General features: G+C 58.2%; 16 protein-coding genes. 5 read left to right on the forward strand and 11 right to left on the reverse strand.

The window, feature by feature from the left end:
* Window positions 1–21 precede the first annotated feature (21 nt).
* Window positions 22–645 (forward strand): LysM peptidoglycan-binding domain-containing protein, encoded by a 624-nt coding sequence (locus ROSMUCSMR3_RS04955; protein ID WP_081506632.1) that lies wholly within the window; start codon window positions 22–24, stop codon window positions 643–645.
* Window positions 646–727: 82 nt separating this feature from the next.
* Here ROSMUCSMR3_RS04955 and ROSMUCSMR3_RS04960 read toward each other — a convergent pair whose 3' ends face one another.
* Entirely contained in the window at window positions 728–1171 is a 444-nt protein-coding gene (locus ROSMUCSMR3_RS04960; protein WP_037297527.1) for an Lrp/AsnC family transcriptional regulator, read from the reverse strand.
* An 82-nt stretch (window positions 1172–1253) separates the two neighbouring features.
* On the opposite strand from ROSMUCSMR3_RS04960, the gene ROSMUCSMR3_RS04965 reads away from it, so the two are divergent.
* Together ROSMUCSMR3_RS04965 and ROSMUCSMR3_RS04970 are read left to right on the forward strand one after the other, a co-directional pair.
* Window positions 1254–1850, forward strand: a complete 597-nt coding sequence (locus tag ROSMUCSMR3_RS04965; protein ID WP_081506633.1) for a LysE family translocator — start codon at window positions 1254–1256, stop codon at window positions 1848–1850.
* A 71-nt stretch (window positions 1851–1921) separates the two neighbouring features.
* On the forward strand, window positions 1922–2884 hold the full coding sequence (locus ROSMUCSMR3_RS04970) for an acetyl-CoA carboxylase carboxyltransferase subunit alpha (protein WP_008280494.1): 963 nt from the start codon (window positions 1922–1924) through the stop codon (window positions 2882–2884).
* Between the two features lie 21 nt (window positions 2885–2905).
* Here the strand turns inward: ROSMUCSMR3_RS04970 and ROSMUCSMR3_RS04975 are convergent, their stop codons facing one another.
* Complete coding sequence (locus ROSMUCSMR3_RS04975; RefSeq protein WP_081506634.1) at window positions 2906–3958, reverse strand: ketopantoate reductase family protein; 1053 nt, start codon at window positions 3956–3958, stop codon at window positions 2906–2908.
* A 142-nt stretch (window positions 3959–4100) separates the two neighbouring features.
* Between ROSMUCSMR3_RS04975 and ROSMUCSMR3_RS04980 the strand changes: the two genes are divergently transcribed.
* The gene (locus tag ROSMUCSMR3_RS04980; RefSeq protein WP_008280496.1) at window positions 4101–5507 is read left to right on the forward strand and encodes a helix-turn-helix domain-containing protein; all 1407 of its coding nucleotides are present in this window, start codon (window positions 4101–4103) and stop codon (window positions 5505–5507) included.
* Between the two features lie 45 nt (window positions 5508–5552).
* On the opposite strand, the gene ROSMUCSMR3_RS04985 is transcribed toward ROSMUCSMR3_RS04980, so the two are convergent.
* From ROSMUCSMR3_RS04985 to ROSMUCSMR3_RS05020, 9 genes are all read right to left on the reverse strand, one after another.
* Window positions 5553–7064, reverse strand: coding sequence for a tripartite tricarboxylate transporter permease (locus ROSMUCSMR3_RS04985; RefSeq protein WP_081506635.1), 1512 nt, complete (start codon window positions 7062–7064; stop codon window positions 5553–5555).
* A gap of 40 nt (window positions 7065–7104) precedes the next feature.
* Window positions 7105–7608, reverse strand: a complete 504-nt coding sequence (locus ROSMUCSMR3_RS04990) for a tripartite tricarboxylate transporter TctB family protein (protein ID WP_008280498.1) — start codon at window positions 7606–7608, stop codon at window positions 7105–7107.
* A gap of 34 nt (window positions 7609–7642) precedes the next feature.
* Window positions 7643–8599 (reverse strand): Bug family tripartite tricarboxylate transporter substrate binding protein, encoded by a 957-nt coding sequence (locus ROSMUCSMR3_RS04995; RefSeq protein WP_037297528.1) that lies wholly within the window; start codon window positions 8597–8599, stop codon window positions 7643–7645.
* 168 nt (window positions 8600–8767) lie between these two features.
* A complete protein-coding gene (locus tag ROSMUCSMR3_RS05000) occupies window positions 8768–9631 on the reverse strand; it encodes a universal stress protein (protein WP_008280500.1) in 864 nt (287 codons plus the stop codon).
* Window positions 9632–9633: 2 nt separating this feature from the next.
* The gene (locus ROSMUCSMR3_RS21075) at window positions 9634–9810 is read right to left on the reverse strand and encodes a hypothetical protein (protein WP_157667266.1); all 177 of its coding nucleotides are present in this window, start codon (window positions 9808–9810) and stop codon (window positions 9634–9636) included.
* Between the two features lie 29 nt (window positions 9811–9839).
* Complete coding sequence (locus ROSMUCSMR3_RS05005) at window positions 9840–10757, reverse strand: methionyl-tRNA formyltransferase (RefSeq protein WP_232279177.1); 918 nt, start codon at window positions 10755–10757, stop codon at window positions 9840–9842.
* A 58-nt stretch (window positions 10758–10815) separates the two neighbouring features.
* On the reverse strand, window positions 10816–12087 hold the full coding sequence (frc, locus tag ROSMUCSMR3_RS05010; protein WP_008280502.1) for a formyl-CoA transferase: 1272 nt from the start codon (window positions 12085–12087) through the stop codon (window positions 10816–10818).
* A 60-nt stretch (window positions 12088–12147) separates the two neighbouring features.
* The gene (oxc, locus tag ROSMUCSMR3_RS05015; protein WP_008280503.1) at window positions 12148–13920 is read right to left on the reverse strand and encodes an oxalyl-CoA decarboxylase; all 1773 of its coding nucleotides are present in this window, start codon (window positions 13918–13920) and stop codon (window positions 12148–12150) included.
* 62 nt (window positions 13921–13982) lie between these two features.
* Window positions 13983–14687: a GntR family transcriptional regulator gene (locus ROSMUCSMR3_RS05020; RefSeq protein ID WP_081506636.1), complete on the reverse strand. Its 705-nt coding sequence runs from the start codon at window positions 14685–14687 to the stop codon at window positions 13983–13985.
* A gap of 444 nt (window positions 14688–15131) precedes the next feature.
* Here ROSMUCSMR3_RS05020 and ROSMUCSMR3_RS05025 point away from each other — a divergent pair, with 444 nt between their 5' ends.
* Window positions 15132–15710: a hydrolase gene (locus tag ROSMUCSMR3_RS05025; RefSeq protein WP_008280505.1), complete on the forward strand. Its 579-nt coding sequence runs from the start codon at window positions 15132–15134 to the stop codon at window positions 15708–15710.
* The last annotated feature ends 14 nt before the right edge of the window (window positions 15711–15724 follow it).

Below are 15724 nucleotides of genomic sequence, written 5' to 3' on the forward strand. Positions count from 1 at the left end.
TGATTTTAGTGAGGTTTTCATATGTTGCGTGCGACACTGATCGCGGCGGGTTTTGTCGCCATCACCCTTGCGTTGATCCTCATTCAACCCGGAAAACCGCGCACCCTGGCGGACCTGCCCCCCGTGACCGACAGCGATGTCACCCGCGCAGCGCCAGACCTCTCAACGCTCGCCGCGCCCGCCTTGGCCCCTGAGCCATTGGTAAACGGCACGACCGTTGCCACGCGTCCGGCGCTACCAGACCCCACACCCACCCCCTCTGCCGCACCTCAGGCTTCCATGCCGGTTGGGCCAGCGCTTGAATCCATGGTGCTTGGGGCCCTGCAACAAGGCCAGTCCGAAACCTACATTGACGCGCTCGTGAATGACGCCGCGAAGAAGGGCAAGGTCGAGGTTCCCCAAGGTCTTGTGACCGCCGAAGGCCGGGTTGATACGGCCCTCCTGCTCAGCGCCCTGTCACAGCCCGCCCGCCCTCGCGTGCCAAATAGCTACACCGTGGCCACAGGCGACAGTCTCGCCTCTATCGCCTATCGTTTTTATGGTGATTTCGGGCGGCAGGCTGATATCCTCGCCGCCAACGCAGACACAATGCAACCGACTGATCGCTTGCGCGTGGGTCAGGTTCTCAACCTTCCAACACCCTGACCTTACAGGGTTTCACAGTTACGATGGCAGGAATGATCGAGGGGCCGAACCAACGGCCCCCTTTCATTTTTAGGCGCTCAGTTTATCCGCGGCCATCCTTTGGCGATCCCATCACCACATAAGACGTGATTGCATTGACCTGCGGCAAGGTGCCCAGAACATCGGTGTGAAACCGTTTGTAGGCCACCAGATCCGCCACTTCGACCCGCAGGATATACTCCACCGCGCCGGTGATGTTGTGACATTCCACAACCTCGGGTGCCCGGCCCATTGCCTGCTCAAACGCCACCTGACTGGCCTTGGTATGGCTGTTCAAACCGACCGTGACATAGGCCAGAAATCCGATGCCAAGCGCGCCCCGATCCAGCACGGCACGATAGCCTGCAATCACCCCGCGCCGCTCGAGGTCTTGCACCCGCCGCAAGCAAGCCGAAGCCGACAATCCCACCCGCTCGGCCAGCTCCAGATTGCTGATCCGACCATCGCGCGTTAACTCTTGCAATATACGTTCGCTTATTTTGTCCATGGCCGAATTTTATTGCATATTTCTGTTATGATCACAACAAAACGCAATTCCATGCCTGCCGTTATCGCATAGGATTGCAGACATGACACTCGATTTGCTCACCGCCCTCGCCACTTTCGCCTTTGTCACGGTCATGACACCGGGACCGAACAATCTCATGCTCATGGCATCAGGGACAAACTTCGGTTTTTCCCGCTCAATTCCCCATATGTTGGGGGTTGGTTTGGGCTTTCCGCTAATGGTGGCCTTTGTGGGCCTTGGCGTGATGCAGGTCTTTGACCTATGGCCGCTCAGCTACACCCTGCTCAAGATCGGTTCCGTCGCCTATCTCGTCTATCTGGCGTGGAAAATTGCCAACGCCGCCCCACCCCGCGATGCAGAAGCGTCTGGTAAGCCATTGACTTTCCTACAATCTGCGGCGTTTCAATGGGTCAATCCCAAGGCGTGGAGCATGGCTCTTTCGGCCATCACCCTCTATGCTACTGGCCGTGATATGGCCTCGGTTCTCTGGGTGGCAGGGGTATATGTTGCGGTATCCATGGTCAGCACCACAAGCTGGACCCTGCTCGGCCAACAACTCCGCCGCCTCCTCAAGAACCAAACCCGCTTACGCATCTTCAATTGGATCATGGCCACCCTGCTGATCGTAACCCTTATCCCCGTCCTTTGGCCCACCTGACCGGGTTGTGATTGCAAATCACCGCTCTTGCAGCCATATAACGCCACGGCAACCGTGGAGACAGCATTGCGATGACCAACTACCTCGATTTCGAAAAGCCGCTGGCCGAGATTGAAGGCAAGGCCGAAGAGCTGCGCGCCATTGCGCGCGGAAATGCCGAAATGAACGTCGAAGCAGAGGCTGCAGCACTGGATGCCAAGGCTGCCGAAATGTTGCGCGATCTTTATAAGACTTTGACTCCATGGCGAAAATGTCAGGTGGCCCGACACCCTGACCGCCCGCATTGCCGCGATTATGTCGAGGCGCTGTTTTCCGATTACACCCCGCTGGCCGGCGACCGCGCCTTTGGCGAGGATCACGCGGTCATGGGTGGTCTTGCCCGGCTCAACGGAAATCCCGTGATGGTGATCGGCCATGAGAAAGGCAATGATACAAAAAGCCGGATTGCACGTAATTTCGGCATGGCCCGCCCCGAGGGCTATCGCAAGGCCGTCCGCCTGATGCAAATGGCCGACCGTTTCGGCCTCCCGGTTGTCACGCTGGTGGACACCCCCGGCGCCTATCCCGGCAAAGGGGCTGAGGAACGCGGCCAAAGCGAAGCGATTGCCCGCGCCACTGAAACCTGCCTTGCCATCGGTGTGCCGTTGGTCAGTGTGATTATCGGTGAGGGTGGATCAGGCGGTGCCGTGGCCTTTGCCTCGGCCAACCGTGTGGCGATGCTGGAACATTCCGTTTATTCCGTCATCTCCCCCGAGGGTTGCGCCTCAATCTTGTGGAAAGATTCCGAGAAAATGCGCGAGGCTGCCGAAGCACTCCGCCTGACGGCACAGGATCTGACACGACTTGGCGTTGCGGATCGGGTGATTGACGAACCTTTGGGCGGCGCGCATCGCGATCCCGCCCGCACCATCGCCGCCGTGGGTAAGACAATCGAAGCCATGCTCAGCGAGTTGGCGAAAAAGGATCGCGCCGCCCTTATAAAGGATCGGCGCGAAAAATTCCTGCGAATGGGAACCAAAGGGCTCGCGGCCTGAGCCGCGAACACTGATCTATTCTCAAGCGGCGTCGCGCCGATTGGCCTTGAGCCGTGCATTAACGGTGTCAACGATCCCAGAAAATTCCGCGCAATCAAGCCCTTGCTGATCGGCAATCAGCTTGACCAGCATATCCACGCGCTCGATCCGGTCTGCCCCACCTTCAATCGCACGCGCGGCTGAGGACGGCTTGAGCAAGCCATTGGCAGCACTGGCATATTTGGTAAAGGGCACGGCGTCGTCCGCCTCTGCACCCAAGCGGCGCACAACCTCGTCGACCGTGCTATAGATCTTTTCCGACAGCGCCACGTCACCATGCACCGCCTCTTTGATCGGCCGCGCCCCTTCGGGCAGCACGCAGCGATAGTTGCCCGTAAGAAGCATGCTCCACTTGGCAAAAGGCACATAGATCGAGTCGAACACGCGCAGCTTGACCGGCACATCTTTGCCTTCAACCGTCACCGCATCAATCGCCGCCTCAAGGTCGCGCAAGATGCGGTTATGGGCTTCATCCTCAAAAATCGCGGCTTTAAAATTGGTGGGCAAACCAACATGCAGGGTGTTGGCACCATCCTCTGCGACGCGGTAGGCCTGCGGATCGGGGCTGCAAAGTGTCACAGTGCCCGGTTTGAACGCAGCCCATGCCCGCGGGCAGGTATAAGCGGCCTCAAGTTTCGAGGTATCCAGCCCCGGCACCCGACGCAAATAGGGCAGCGGCGGCATGTTCATGATCGACAGGCACGGCGTGCCCGCAGCCGCGATCCGGCCCAACAGATCAACGATATTGTCAGCACAATACTGCGGTTCTGACATGGCAAGCGCCACCATATCATAATCGGCAGGATTCACATCCTCAGGCGTCAAGGCATTCAATTTGCCCGGAAGGTCATGGGAGCGGAACGAACGGTGCTCTGCCTCATCACGCAGTTTGATACGCACATCCGTGCCCTCTGAATTGATGAGGTCAGCGGTGGACTGACGACAGACGAGCGTCACATCCTGCCCGGCCATCAAGAGCTTGGTGCCAAGCAAAGAGCCATAAGAGGCCCCTAGGATAACGATACGATATGCCATGATAGTCCTTTCGAAAGAATCTTGCGCGTGTAGATGATGAATTTACTATACAGGAGCCCCGCGATTTCACTACGAAATTTATGTCAATGTGTGTACGGTAAACTTTACAATGCAAAAATCTGTAATGTTGTAAGGTTTCTCTATGGCAAAGACCCTCATTGGTCCTCGTCTGCGGCAGTTGCGGCGCGAACGCGGGCAAACTCAGGCCGACATGGCGCGCAAGCTGGACGTCAGCCCGTCCTACATCAACCTACTGGAAAACAACCAGCGTAGCCTTTCCGTCCAGATGCTGATGTCGATTGCCGATGCCTATGCGGTCGACTGGCGTGACCTGACCCGAGACGAGACCGCAAGACGGGTGGCCGATCTGCGCCATGCGGTGCGCGATCCAGTATTTGCCTTAGACCGCCCAGACTTGCAGGAATTGCGCGGTGCCGTCGATCACGCCCCCCGGCTTGTCGATCTTTTTCTTGAACTGCATGGCGCCTATCGCACCGCGCTGGAAAAGATCCTGAGCCTCGCCGGAGAGAACGCCGCCGATGAACTCTTGCGCAGTTCGCCCGAGACCGTGATCCACAACTTCTTCCGCGACCACGAAAACCACTTTCCCGAGTTGGAACGCGCCGCTGAGAGCGCGCGCGAAGGCGACTTTTCCTCGCCCGAAGATCGCTATTTCGACCTGCGCGAACGCCTGAGAACACGCCATGGCATCAGCGTACGCATTCGACGGATCGGAGAGATGGGCGACGCGCTGCGCTACTACGATGAGGCAACGGGCGTTGTGCATCTGTCACAGGCGCTTGATACCTCCAACCGCGCCTTTCAGCTGGCGCATGTGCTCTGCCTTGTCGCTTATCCTGACGTATTGTTAGGGGTCGTGGACCGCAGCGGGCTTGGCTCACAGCATGCATTGGCGCGGCTCCGGGTGGAATTGGCCAATTACTTTGCCGCCGCGTTTCTCATGCCCTATGACGCCTTTCTGCGCGAAGCTGAGTTGGCCGCTTATGACATCGACCGCGTTGCCGCCGTCTTCAGCACTTCGTTTGAACAGGTCTGTCAGCGCCTGACCACTCTGCAACGTGAGGGCGCGCGTGGTGTCCCGTTCTTCTTCTTGCGGATCGACAAGGCTGGAAATGTTACCAAACGGTTCAATTCCACCTCGTTCCATTTGGCGGAATATGGCGGCTCCTGCCCGGTCTGGAATATTCACACGGCGTTTTACCAACCCGGCGTGATGATGCCGCAATTCGTCGAAATGCCCGATGGCGCGCGCTATTTCACGGTCAGCCGCACGGTGCACCGCCCCGTTTTCAGTGAGGAAACGCAAGACCGCCGCTTGACACTTGCCCTTGGATGCGAGGCGAAATACGCGCACCGCCTGCGCTATGCATCGAGCTACAATTTCGACGACCCCAAGCTCTATGCGCCTATCGGCCTCAATTGCAACCTTTGTCCGCGTCAGGCCTGTTCGCAGCGCGCACATCAGCCCTTGTTGATGGAATTGCCGATTGACGAGAACCGGCGCGGCAGCACCCGGTATGAAAGCTGAAAGGGGGGCCGATTGGCCCCCCTTTCCATTTTACTCGATAGGTCTTTATTCGGCCGGCTTGGCGCGGCGCGGACGCAGATACTTGAACGCGGGCATCAGGATCAGGACGATCGCCACGATCATGATCGGTGCCGAAATCGGACGGGTGAAGAAAATCGAGGGATCACCCGAAGACAACAGCAGCGATTGGCGCAGCGTCGGTTCGGCAATCGGACCCAGCACGATGGCCAGAACCGCAGGAGCCACCGGATAGTCGAACTTGCGCAGGAAGAACGCGCCAAAGCCGAAGATCAGCAGCAACCAGATGTCGAACATATCCTGCATCGCCGCATAGCCGCCAACGACCGACAAAACAAAGATCAGCGGTGCCAGCACCGTGAAGGGCATACGCAGCATCCAGATGAAGAGCGGGATGAAGGCAAGGTTCACGATCAGGGCAAACAGGTTGGACACGTAGAACGACCCGATCAGCCCCCAAACGAAATCCGACTGTTCGACAAAGAGGCGCGGACCGGGTGTCAGACCCCAGATGACCATCCCGCCGAGCAGAATGGCCGTGGTCGGAGACCCTGGGATACCCAAGGTCAACATCGGCAGCATGGACCCGGTCGAAGCAGAATTGTTTGCCGCTTCAGGGGCGGCCACACCACCAACATGGCCCTTGCCGAATTCGTCGGGGCGTTTCGAGAGCATCTTGGTCACGCCATAGGACATGAGCGAGGCCGGAGTTGCCCCTGCAGCAGGAAGCACGCCAACAAAGAAGCCAAGGAACGAACCGACAGAGATGCCTTTCCACCCCCGTTTGATGGTCGTGCCACTATCCTCAATGATCCCTTTAACCGAGATCTTCGCTTCGGTGTTGGTCACTTCCCCGCGTGTTGATTCAATTGTCCAGATCATCTCGCCGATGCCATAGACACCGATGGCCAGAACCAGAAAGCTGATACCGCCCAGAAACCCGTTCATGTCGAGCAGGATCAAACGCGGCGCGCCGGAAATCTGGTCAAAGCCCACTGTTGCCAGCACGAGGCCAAAGCAGATCGAGAACACCGTCTTGGGGATATCGTCGCCGCCGAGGCCCACGAATGTGGCAAAGGCCAAAAGCATCAGCGCAAAGATTTCTGGCGGACCAAAGCTGAGCGCCACCGTTGCCAAGAGCGGGGCAAAACCGGTGAAGAGAACAACAGATACCGTTCCCCCGACGAAAGACGCGATCGCTGCCGCCACGAGGGCAAGACGCGCCTTGCCTTGGAGGGCCAGTGGTCGTCCGTCAAAGGTGGTTGCGACCGCCGTCGAGGCCCCGGGAATACCCAAGGTAATCGACGAAATCGCCCCCCCATACATGGCGCCATAGTAGATGGCGGCCAAGAAGATGATTGCTGATCCCGGCGGGACAAGAAAGGTGATCGGCAACAGGATTGCCACACCGTTCACCGAACCCAAACCCGGCATTGCGCCGATAAAGAGCCCGAGAGTCACGCCAACAAAGATGAGCAAAAGGTTAAGAGGTTGCAATGCGACAAATATGCCGTCGCCAAGTAGAGATAGAATTTCCATGGGTTTGGTCGCCCTTTTTGTCAGCTAGGCCGTGACCGGCTCAGTAGATGATTTCGTAGAGGACATTGAACACCGGCTCGGTGAATCCCATGCCTGTTGGCATCGAGATTTGCATCAGCCCTTCGAAGAAGAAGAACAGTCCGAGCGGGAACATCACGACCATCATGCTGGTCAGAAACCAGCCATGTCGGCCGAGGACTTTGAGGTAGTAAATCATGAAGATCGCAACCGCGCCATACATCGACACAATGTCGATCAGGGCAACAAAGCCTATGATACCGCCCCCTACGAGCAACAATGTCTTGAGCCCGTAAGAGTCGAGAACCGGTTCGTCCGACTGGGATTGCGGAGACGTGCCCCGCACCCAGTTCAGGGCGATAAAACCGGTCGAGATCAGCATGCCAAGCGACAGCCAGAATGGCCAGAAGCCGCCCTGTGGTCCGGTTCCGGCAACAAAGCCGATCCCGTTCGCCGATGACTTGTACATCAGATAGATGGAGAGGAGGGCCAGCACGCCCGCCGTCACTAGTTCGCCAACCCGCATGGCCAGCCCTCCTTGTTTTCAGTTTCGGTTCAGATCACTTCATGCCTTCAAGCAGCTTGGTGTGGTTTTCCACCTGCAACTGCCAGTATGCACGCTGCTCGTCGGCGTTCATCCACAGCGGCGAGAGAGATTCAGCTTCCAGGTAACCCTGCCACTCTTCCGAGTTGAAGATGTCCTCAAACAGCTTTTGGTAATAGGCTGCAGCCTCGTCCGACATCCCCGGCGCGCCCACGACGGCCCGCTGGTTGTAGTAGCTGAAGTCTTGGCCTTTTTCCTTGAGCGTCGGAATGCCCGGATAGGCGCTCATCTGCTCGTCCGAAAACACCAGAAGCGGACGTACATCGCCCGACTGGAAGAAACCGCGCGCTTCAGCCGGGTTGTTCACAGTCGCCATGATCTGCTTGCCTGCAAGGGCCGCCGCAACCGCGCCACCACCGTCGAAGGGAATATACTTCGTCTTGAGGTCAAACGCGTTGTTCATGTAGGCGAAAACGATGCTGTCTTCCTGCCCCGTTCCGGTGCCGCCAGTGACATACTCGCCATCCGCCGCCTTGACCGCATCAAGCCACTGCTCGAAGGTCTCGATGCCGCTGTCCTTGTGGACCCAGAGGGCGAAAGGATCAACGCCCATCATCGCAATCGGCGTAAAGGTCTGGATGTCGATGCCCAGCTCTGGCTGACGGATCGGCGTAGAGAAGAACGAGTTCAGCGTCACCAGAATTGTGTGATCCGGATCGTTGGTAGAATTGAGCCAGATCAGCGACTCTGCACCAGAACCGCCACCCTTGTTGTTGGGGATGAGCGGACGGTTTGTCATGTCCTTCTTTTCAGCCACAGACTGAATAAAGCGGGCGATCTGGTCTGCACCACCACCCGGACCCGCCATGATGACAAAGTCGATGGGCTTGCGCGGCTGCCATTCGGCCATGGCGGCTGGGGCAGAGAGCCCGAGCGCGGCGATGCCGACTGCTAACGTCTTTAGAATATTCATGTCTTCCTCCCGTTGATGGCCTGTTTGTTTGGCCAGATGCGTTAGAGGTTCTGACATGCCCTTGACCCTCCTCGGCCATGTTTTTTGGGGCTTATCCGAACCAGATTTTAGTTTGCTGTCGTCCTCCCTTTTCTGTCCAGAACTTTTCCGACCCGCTTGCTCGCGGCCTCAATGCACCATGACGACGGGGATTTTCGCTTCCGCGACAATCGTTGCGGAATTGCCGCCCAAGAGCGACTCCCGCTCATAACTCTCATGATAGGCACCCATGATCAGCATGTTTGCCCCAACTTCGGTGCATTTTTCCAAAAGCGTCCGGCCAACGTTTCCGCTGCGCTCAAAGGTGTTAATCTGCGATGTTATCCCCCGCTGCGCGAGATAATGGCGGAATTCCTCGGGCGTGGCGGTGTGATCGATTCGGCCTCCGGTCAGGATCGTCACCTGGTCCGCGCCCTCGATGAGAGGCATCGCCATGGCCACCGCCCGCGAGGCCTCGAGTGAGCCGTTCCAGCCAATCGCCACATGGCTGCCGATATCCGGGGCCACTACCTCGGTTTCGGGGCACACAAGAACTGGGCGCCCAGACGTGAAGAGTGCCGATTTCAATGTGTTATACCCAAGGTTCTCTTCTTGGCTCGGCTTCGCCACACAGATTAGATCGGCCAGACGTCCGTAGTGGCGCACCACCTCGACTTGCTTGCCCTCGTATTCGCGAAAGGCAGCCGTGGCCTTGCCGATGGCGCGCGGCTCTACGCTGATGCCGTGACGCTTGGCATCCTCAAGAAACTTGTCGCGCATATAGCCTTGCTCGTAATCCGCCCGTTTCTGGCTGGCTTCTTCCAACTGCTTTCGCAGGAACGCGGGGATAACCACGCCATAGGGCATCATATCTTCGGCCTTAGGGTGACAATGGACCACCCGCACATGGGCGTCATAGCGCTTGGCGAGGGCTGCGGCATGGGCAAACAGGATCGGCCCCCGCCCGTCTTCGCGAACCGGCATCATGATGGTGTGAAGTGTGCTCTTGCCCATGATCAATAGAACCCGTTGGGAACGCCTGCGGCGTTGGTGGATAGGAACCGCGCCAAAGGCATATCGCCCGAAATCGGCGCGGTCACGATGGTGCAGCCTGTCAGACCTTGACCCGTAGGGCTATCGGCAATCTGCCTCGGCCCTCCTGTGGTGGCGTGGGAATGGTCTAAATCAGCCATGATGCGCTCCCATTGCTCTGGTGTCGAAATCAGCTTCCGAGGGTGGCCCCCGGTGCAAGCCCGACCGAAGCCGCCCAATCACTTGCGGGCATTTTGGCTCCGCCTGCCGGTCGCACCCGCTTGATCAGGATACGCCCGCCCACGCATTGCACCGCAACGCCTGCATCAGACACGTCACGCACGCGGCCCGAAATCCCGTCCCCCGCCACGATCGCGCAGTCGTAAACATCAACCTCTGCGCCATTCAGCGTGGTCCAGGCCCCGGGGGCCGGATTGGTTCCCCGGATGAGGTCATAGACCTGTTTGACCGGTCGATGCCATTCGATCCGCGCATGGGTGCGCGTGCAGCGGCGCTCGTACGTGGCCTGATCTTCGTCGGGCACGATGCGCGGCGGATTACCTGCCCGAAAGAGATCACAGACCGTCAGCACGCTGTCGACAGCATGCGGATAGATCTTTTTGAAATAGAGGTCGATCACCGTGTCATCGGGCCCGATCTCGCATTCCCACTGCAAAAGGCTGTCGCCCTCGTCCAACCCATCCGACGGGTAGAACCACGAATAGCCAGACTTGGTGGACCCCATGATGATGGGCCAGTTGACGGCAGACGGCCCACGATGCAGCGGCAACAAAGAGGGGTGAAAGCAGATCGAGCCATGGGTCGGCGTATCGCGCGCAGCCTCAGGGACAAAGACATTCACAAAGGCCATGACCATCAGGTCCGCCTTATGCCCCGCCAACACCTCAAGCGAGGCAGGATCATCGAAATTGGCAGGCTGGTGGACCGGCAGGCCCTTTTCCAGCGCAAGCTCCTTGATCGGATCGACAGGTTTTCCATCCCGATCAGGTTCGCAATAGACCGCGACAACTTCGTCTGTCCCGGTGTCGAGCAATTTGGCCAGCACATCTTTGCCAAAGGCCTGTTGCCCCATCACTATAAGTCGCATTCGCTCCTCCCGTTTGTGCGGTTGGCCGGTCTACGCCGGCCTTACCGACACCTATTCGTTATTCTGCAGCCTGCTTGGCTGTGCCAACGGCACCGGACTCCATGATCCGCGCCAGATCCTCGCCGGAATAGCCCAGCACATCCTTCAGGATTTCCGCCGTATGTTCCCCAAGAAGGGGCGACCGCGTAACCTCGACCGGGCTATCGCTCAGCTTGATCGGGCAACCGACGCTGGTGTAGCGGCCCCGCGTCGGGTGATCGACCTCGACGATGGTGCCGGTCTTGCGCAGGCCCTCATCCTCCATGATTTCCTTGGTCGACAGGATCGGACCCACGGGGATGTCATGCGGGTTGCAGATGTCCATCACCTCGAACTTCGTCTTGGTCATGGTCCATTCTTCAATGCGCGCAAAAATCGCATCCAGCTTGTCCAGCCGCTCGGCCGGTGTGGCATAACCGGGCGCATCTTTCCAATCAGGCTCGCCGATCACGTCGCAGACCTTTTCCCAGACAGCCGCCTGAGTGATGAAATAGGTATAGGCGTTGGGATCGGTCTCCCATCCTTTACATTTCAGGATGCGGCCCGGCTGACCACCGCCTGAATCGTTGCCCGCGCGCGGCGTCGAGTCGCCAAACGGGATACCTGCGCCATATTGCGAATACTCGGTCAGGGGACCAACAGAGAGGCGCTGTTGATCGCGCAGCTTGACGCGGCAGAGGTTGATCACCCCGTCCTGCATCGGCGCCAGCACCTTTTGCCCCCGACCCGAACGCTCGCGCTGATAAAGCGCGGTCACGATGCCAAGTGCCAGATGCAGGCCGGTGCCACTGTCGCCAATCTGTGCGCCGGTCACAAGCGGCGGACCATCGAGGAAGCCAGTGGTCGAGGCCGCACCGCCTGCGCATTGCGCGACGTTTTCGTAGACCTTGCAATCCTCGTATTTGCCGGGGCCAAACCCTTTGACCGAGGCCATGATGATCCGCGGATTGATTTCCTGAATCCGCTCCCAGCTAAAGCCCATACGGTCAAGAGCACCCGGCGCGAAATTCTCAACCAGCACGTCGCAAGTCTCGACAAGGCGCGTCAACACCTCTTTACCTGCCTCATTCTTGGGGTTGAGCTCGATCGAGCGCTTATTGTGGTTGAGCATTGTGAAATAGAGGCTATCCGCCCCCGGCACGTCCACGAGCTGCTTGCGCGTGGCATCACCAACACCGGGGCGCTCGACCTTGATCACATCCGCGCCGAACCATGCCAACAATTGCGTGCAGGTCGGGCCTGATTGCACATGGGTAAAGTCGAGGATCTTGACGCCTTCAAGAGCTTTCATTGAGTTCTCCATCTTCTGAGTCACGTGGGCCTAGTGCCCACGCCCCAGTTTCGTTTTCATTCAGTCTTTACGCGCCTGCGGATAGAGGCGTTGCGCCACCACAGATTGCGGGTTGAGATTGCCGATATTGCCGCTTTCCTTGCCCGCTGCCGGGTCAATGATTGCATTGATCAGCGTCGGCTTGCCACTGTCGAGCGCCTCATAAACCGCCTTGCGCAGTTCATCCGGCGAGCGCGCGATGACACCGACGCCACCGAAAGCCTCGATCATCAGGTCATAGCGCGATCCTTTGACAAAAACCGTGGTCGCCGGATCATCGCCGCCGCCCCAATTTTCGCCATCGCCGCGATAGATACCGTCATTGTTGAACACGACCGTGCAAATCGGCAGGTTGTAGCGGCAGACCGTTTCGATCTCCATTCCGCAGAAGCCAAAGGCACTGTCGCCCTCAACCGCAAGCACACGCTTGCCGGTCTCGATGGCGGCCGCAATGGCCGAACCCAAGCCAATCCCCATCACACCCCAGGTGCCCACGTCGATCCGGTGACGCGGCTTGTGGATGTTGACGATAGAGCGACACATATCGAGCGTATTGGCCCCCTCGTTGACAAGGATCGTATCGGGATTGTCGTTGATCGCGTCTTTGATCACCCCGAGCGCGCCGTGATAATCCATCGGATCATTGTTGTTGCGCAGACGTGCGTCCATTTTCTCCATATTGGCCGTGGCCTTGGAGTTTACCGCATCAAGCCACTCTTTCGGCGGGGCGATCCCAGCCCCATCCATTGCCTTGAGCAGCGCCTCACAGCACGATCCGACATCCCCCACGATGGGGGCTGCAATCTCGACGTTCGAGTCCATCTCTTCGGCCTCGATATCCATCTGGACAAAGCGTTTGGCCCCCGGTTCGCCCCACTGCTTGCCCTTACCGTGGCTGAGCAGCCAGTTGATCCGCGCGCCCATCATGATGACCACATCAGAATCTTTGAGCACCATCGAACGCGCCGCCGCGGCACATTGCGGATGGGTGTCAGGCAACAGACCCTTGGCCATCGACATCGGCAGGAAGGGATAGCCAGACTTTTCAACAAGCTCGCGGATCAGATCATCACACTGATCATAAGCCGCGCCCTTGCCCAGCACGATCAGCGGGCGCTTCGCGGTCTTCATCACTTCGATGGCGCGATCAATTGCGGATTTCGCCGGGATTTGCCGCTGCGCAGGCTCGATCACCTTGACAAGCGAGCGCGCGCCCTCAGCCGCATCCATCACCTGCCCCAGCATCGCGCCGGGAATGTCGAGATAGACCCCACCGGGCCGACCGGAAATGGCCGAACGAATGGCACGGGCCACAGCAATGCCGATGTCCTGTGCGTATGTCAGGCGATAGGACGCCTTGCAAAACGGCCGCGCCATGGCCAATTGGTCCATTTCCTCGTAATCGCCTTGGGCAAGGTCCACGATCTCGCGCTCGGACGAGCCGGAAATCAGGATCATCGGCCAGCAATTCGTGGTCGCATTCGCAAGAGCGGTCAGCCCGTTCATGAAACCGGGGGCAGACACTGTCATGCATACGCCGGGCATCTTCGTGAGGAACCCCGCAACCGACGCGGCATAGCCCGCATGCTGCTCATGCCGAAAGGAAATCACCCGCATTCCCTGTGCCTGCGCATAGCGGCCAAGGTCGGTGATCGGGATGCCGGGGACGTTATAGATCGTCTCAATCCCGTTGAGTTTGAGTGCATCAATCAGCAGGTGAAACCCATCTGTGAGATTTTCGATATCCCCTTCAGGTGCCTTGCTATGTGCTACGTGTGCGCTGGCGACTGCCATGGTTTCCCTCCCGTTTCAAATCTGTCTCACCCCGTCTATGCTGCCGGGTGTGAGGATGATGTTCAGCCCGTGTTCGCCGCAGCGTTGCGGGTTAATTCCAGCCGGCCCCAAGTTCTGCGAAGGTGCTGATGCAACTGCATCGTATGCTCCCGCACCCGTTCAGCGGCCTCCTCGGCATCGCGACGCTCCAACGCCTCGATGATTTCAGCATGATCGACAACCGATCGCTTGACGCGATCACCCTCCCACATAGACCGAAGCCGCACCGCTTGGATGTGCAGAAACAGCCCCTCCGCCATAGTCTTGAGCAGGCCACAATGCGAAATTTCCAAGATGTGCATGTGGAACTTTAGGTTGTCGTCAGAATATTCAGCGATCCGCGTCGCGGAGAGCTCGTCATTGTATTTCGAGGCGATCTTGCGCAGTGTCGCAATCTCTGTGTCACTCGCATTATCAACCGCAAGCCGTGCCGCCATACTCTCAAGCGCCGCCCAGGCCACGATCATCTCCAGGATCTCTTCCAGACTCTTGCGCTGAACAAACACACCTTTGCGCGGGACCACCGTCACCAGCCCATCAGACTCAAGCCGCGCAATCGCGTCCCGTAGCGGGGTGCGCGAAATATTCAGTTGCTCCGCCAACGAACGCTCGTCCAACCGCAGTTCTGCGTTCTGATCGTAGATATCCATCTCTAGGATCGCCTCGCGCAGACGGTCGTAAACATGATCCTTGAGCGTGAATTTCGACGCGATCGGGCGTAGCTTCATGTTATCCCTCCAATGCGCCCGCGCCCTTAGGCGGCCATGCTCATTTCTGTGGTATACCATAGACCAGCATATCAGGTCGGGCAAATCATTTTTCCAAGATTCGTCGCCGCAGGTGCAGCATGACTCACCGGAAATGACCATGACAGCCTTGTTTATCAAGCAGAATTCAGGCGTGCGGACCCAACGGTCATCGACGACGGCTCAATCCTAACGAAGCAGTGATAAATATCTGATTATATTTGTTTTTTGTTAATTTTATTGCAATCTAGAGAGGATGCCCACTCTCACCGAATCACATCGCGCGTGTCGCACTGCAGCATCGCATCTTACAATGAAACCGCATCACCGGGTCTTGCATTGTCTTAGCTTGAAACCTGCGGATCACGCCTGAAAATTGCTGGGTTGCTGGGCAAAATCATCTGTGGTATTTGGAATACCACAAGAATGAACACCACGTTTGTGGATGACATCAGGGGGACGATCATGCTTATCCGTGCCGCCGACAGCGCGCTTGTGATCATTGATATGCAAGAGCGGCTCGTCCCCGCCATGCAGGCTCCGGCGCGGACGATTCGCAATGCGCGCACTCTCATGGCCTGCGCGCAAGAAATGGCTGTACCCGTGGTGATGACCGAGCAGTATCCGTCAGGTCTTGGTCGCACCGTCCCGGATCTCAAACCGGGGCCAGATGCCGTCGTCCTCAGCAAAATGCATTTTTCCTGTATGGAAGACACCCATTTTGCAGCGCATTTCCGCGCCCTTGGCCGCAAACAAGCCGTGCTTGCGGGAATGGAGGCGCATGTCTGCGTGCTGCAAACCGCCGCAAGCCTGATCGAAGAGGGATTTGAGGTTTTTGTTGTCTCAGATGCCACCGCCTCACGCACGTTGGAGAGTGAACATGCTTGCATCGCGCGGCTCAGCGCAGCGGGTGCAGGTATCGCCACCACGGAAATGGTCGTGTTCGAATGGCTGGGCCAGGCTGGAACACCGGCCTTCAAGAAACTGTTGCCACTGATCAAATGACGGCCGCGGTCGTA

The sequence above is a fragment of the Roseovarius mucosus genome (assembly GCF_002080415.1).
In the GTDB taxonomy this organism is placed as follows: Bacteria; Pseudomonadota; Alphaproteobacteria; order Rhodobacterales; family Rhodobacteraceae; genus Roseovarius; species Roseovarius mucosus_A.

Coding starts and splice junctions, on each gene's coding strand:
- ROSMUCSMR3_RS04955 (WP_081506632.1), top strand. CDS start 22: ATGTTGCGTGCGACACTGATCGCGGCGGGTTTTGTCGCCATCACCCTT.
- ROSMUCSMR3_RS04960 (WP_037297527.1), bottom strand. CDS start 1,171: ATGGACAAAATAAGCGAACGTATATTGCAAGAGTTAACGCGCGATGGT.
- ROSMUCSMR3_RS04965 (WP_081506633.1), top strand. CDS start 1,254: ATGACACTCGATTTGCTCACCGCCCTCGCCACTTTCGCCTTTGTCACG.
- ROSMUCSMR3_RS04970 (WP_008280494.1), top strand. CDS start 1,922: ATGACCAACTACCTCGATTTCGAAAAGCCGCTGGCCGAGATTGAAGGC.
- ROSMUCSMR3_RS04975 (WP_081506634.1), bottom strand. CDS start 3,958: ATGGCATATCGTATCGTTATCCTAGGGGCCTCTTATGGCTCTTTGCTT.
- ROSMUCSMR3_RS04980 (WP_008280496.1), top strand. CDS start 4,101: ATGGCAAAGACCCTCATTGGTCCTCGTCTGCGGCAGTTGCGGCGCGAA.
- ROSMUCSMR3_RS04985 (WP_081506635.1), bottom strand. CDS start 7,064: ATGGAAATTCTATCTCTACTTGGCGACGGCATATTTGTCGCATTGCAA.
- ROSMUCSMR3_RS04990 (WP_008280498.1), bottom strand. CDS start 7,608: ATGCGGGTTGGCGAACTAGTGACGGCGGGCGTGCTGGCCCTCCTCTCC.
- ROSMUCSMR3_RS04995 (WP_037297528.1), bottom strand. CDS start 8,599: ATGAATATTCTAAAGACGTTAGCAGTCGGCATCGCCGCGCTCGGGCTC.
- ROSMUCSMR3_RS05000 (WP_008280500.1), bottom strand. CDS start 9,631: ATGGGCAAGAGCACACTTCACACCATCATGATGCCGGTTCGCGAAGAC.
- ROSMUCSMR3_RS21075 (WP_157667266.1), bottom strand. CDS start 9,810: ATGGCTGATTTAGACCATTCCCACGCCACCACAGGAGGGCCGAGGCAG.
- ROSMUCSMR3_RS05005 (WP_232279177.1), bottom strand. CDS start 10,757: ATGCGACTTATAGTGATGGGGCAACAGGCCTTTGGCAAAGATGTGCTG.
- frc (WP_008280502.1), bottom strand. CDS start 12,087: ATGAAAGCTCTTGAAGGCGTCAAGATCCTCGACTTTACCCATGTGCAA.
- oxc (WP_008280503.1), bottom strand. CDS start 13,920: ATGGCAGTCGCCAGCGCACACGTAGCACATAGCAAGGCACCTGAAGGG.
- ROSMUCSMR3_RS05020 (WP_081506636.1), bottom strand. CDS start 14,687: ATGAAGCTACGCCCGATCGCGTCGAAATTCACGCTCAAGGATCATGTT.
- ROSMUCSMR3_RS05025 (WP_008280505.1), top strand. CDS start 15,132: ATGAACACCACGTTTGTGGATGACATCAGGGGGACGATCATGCTTATC.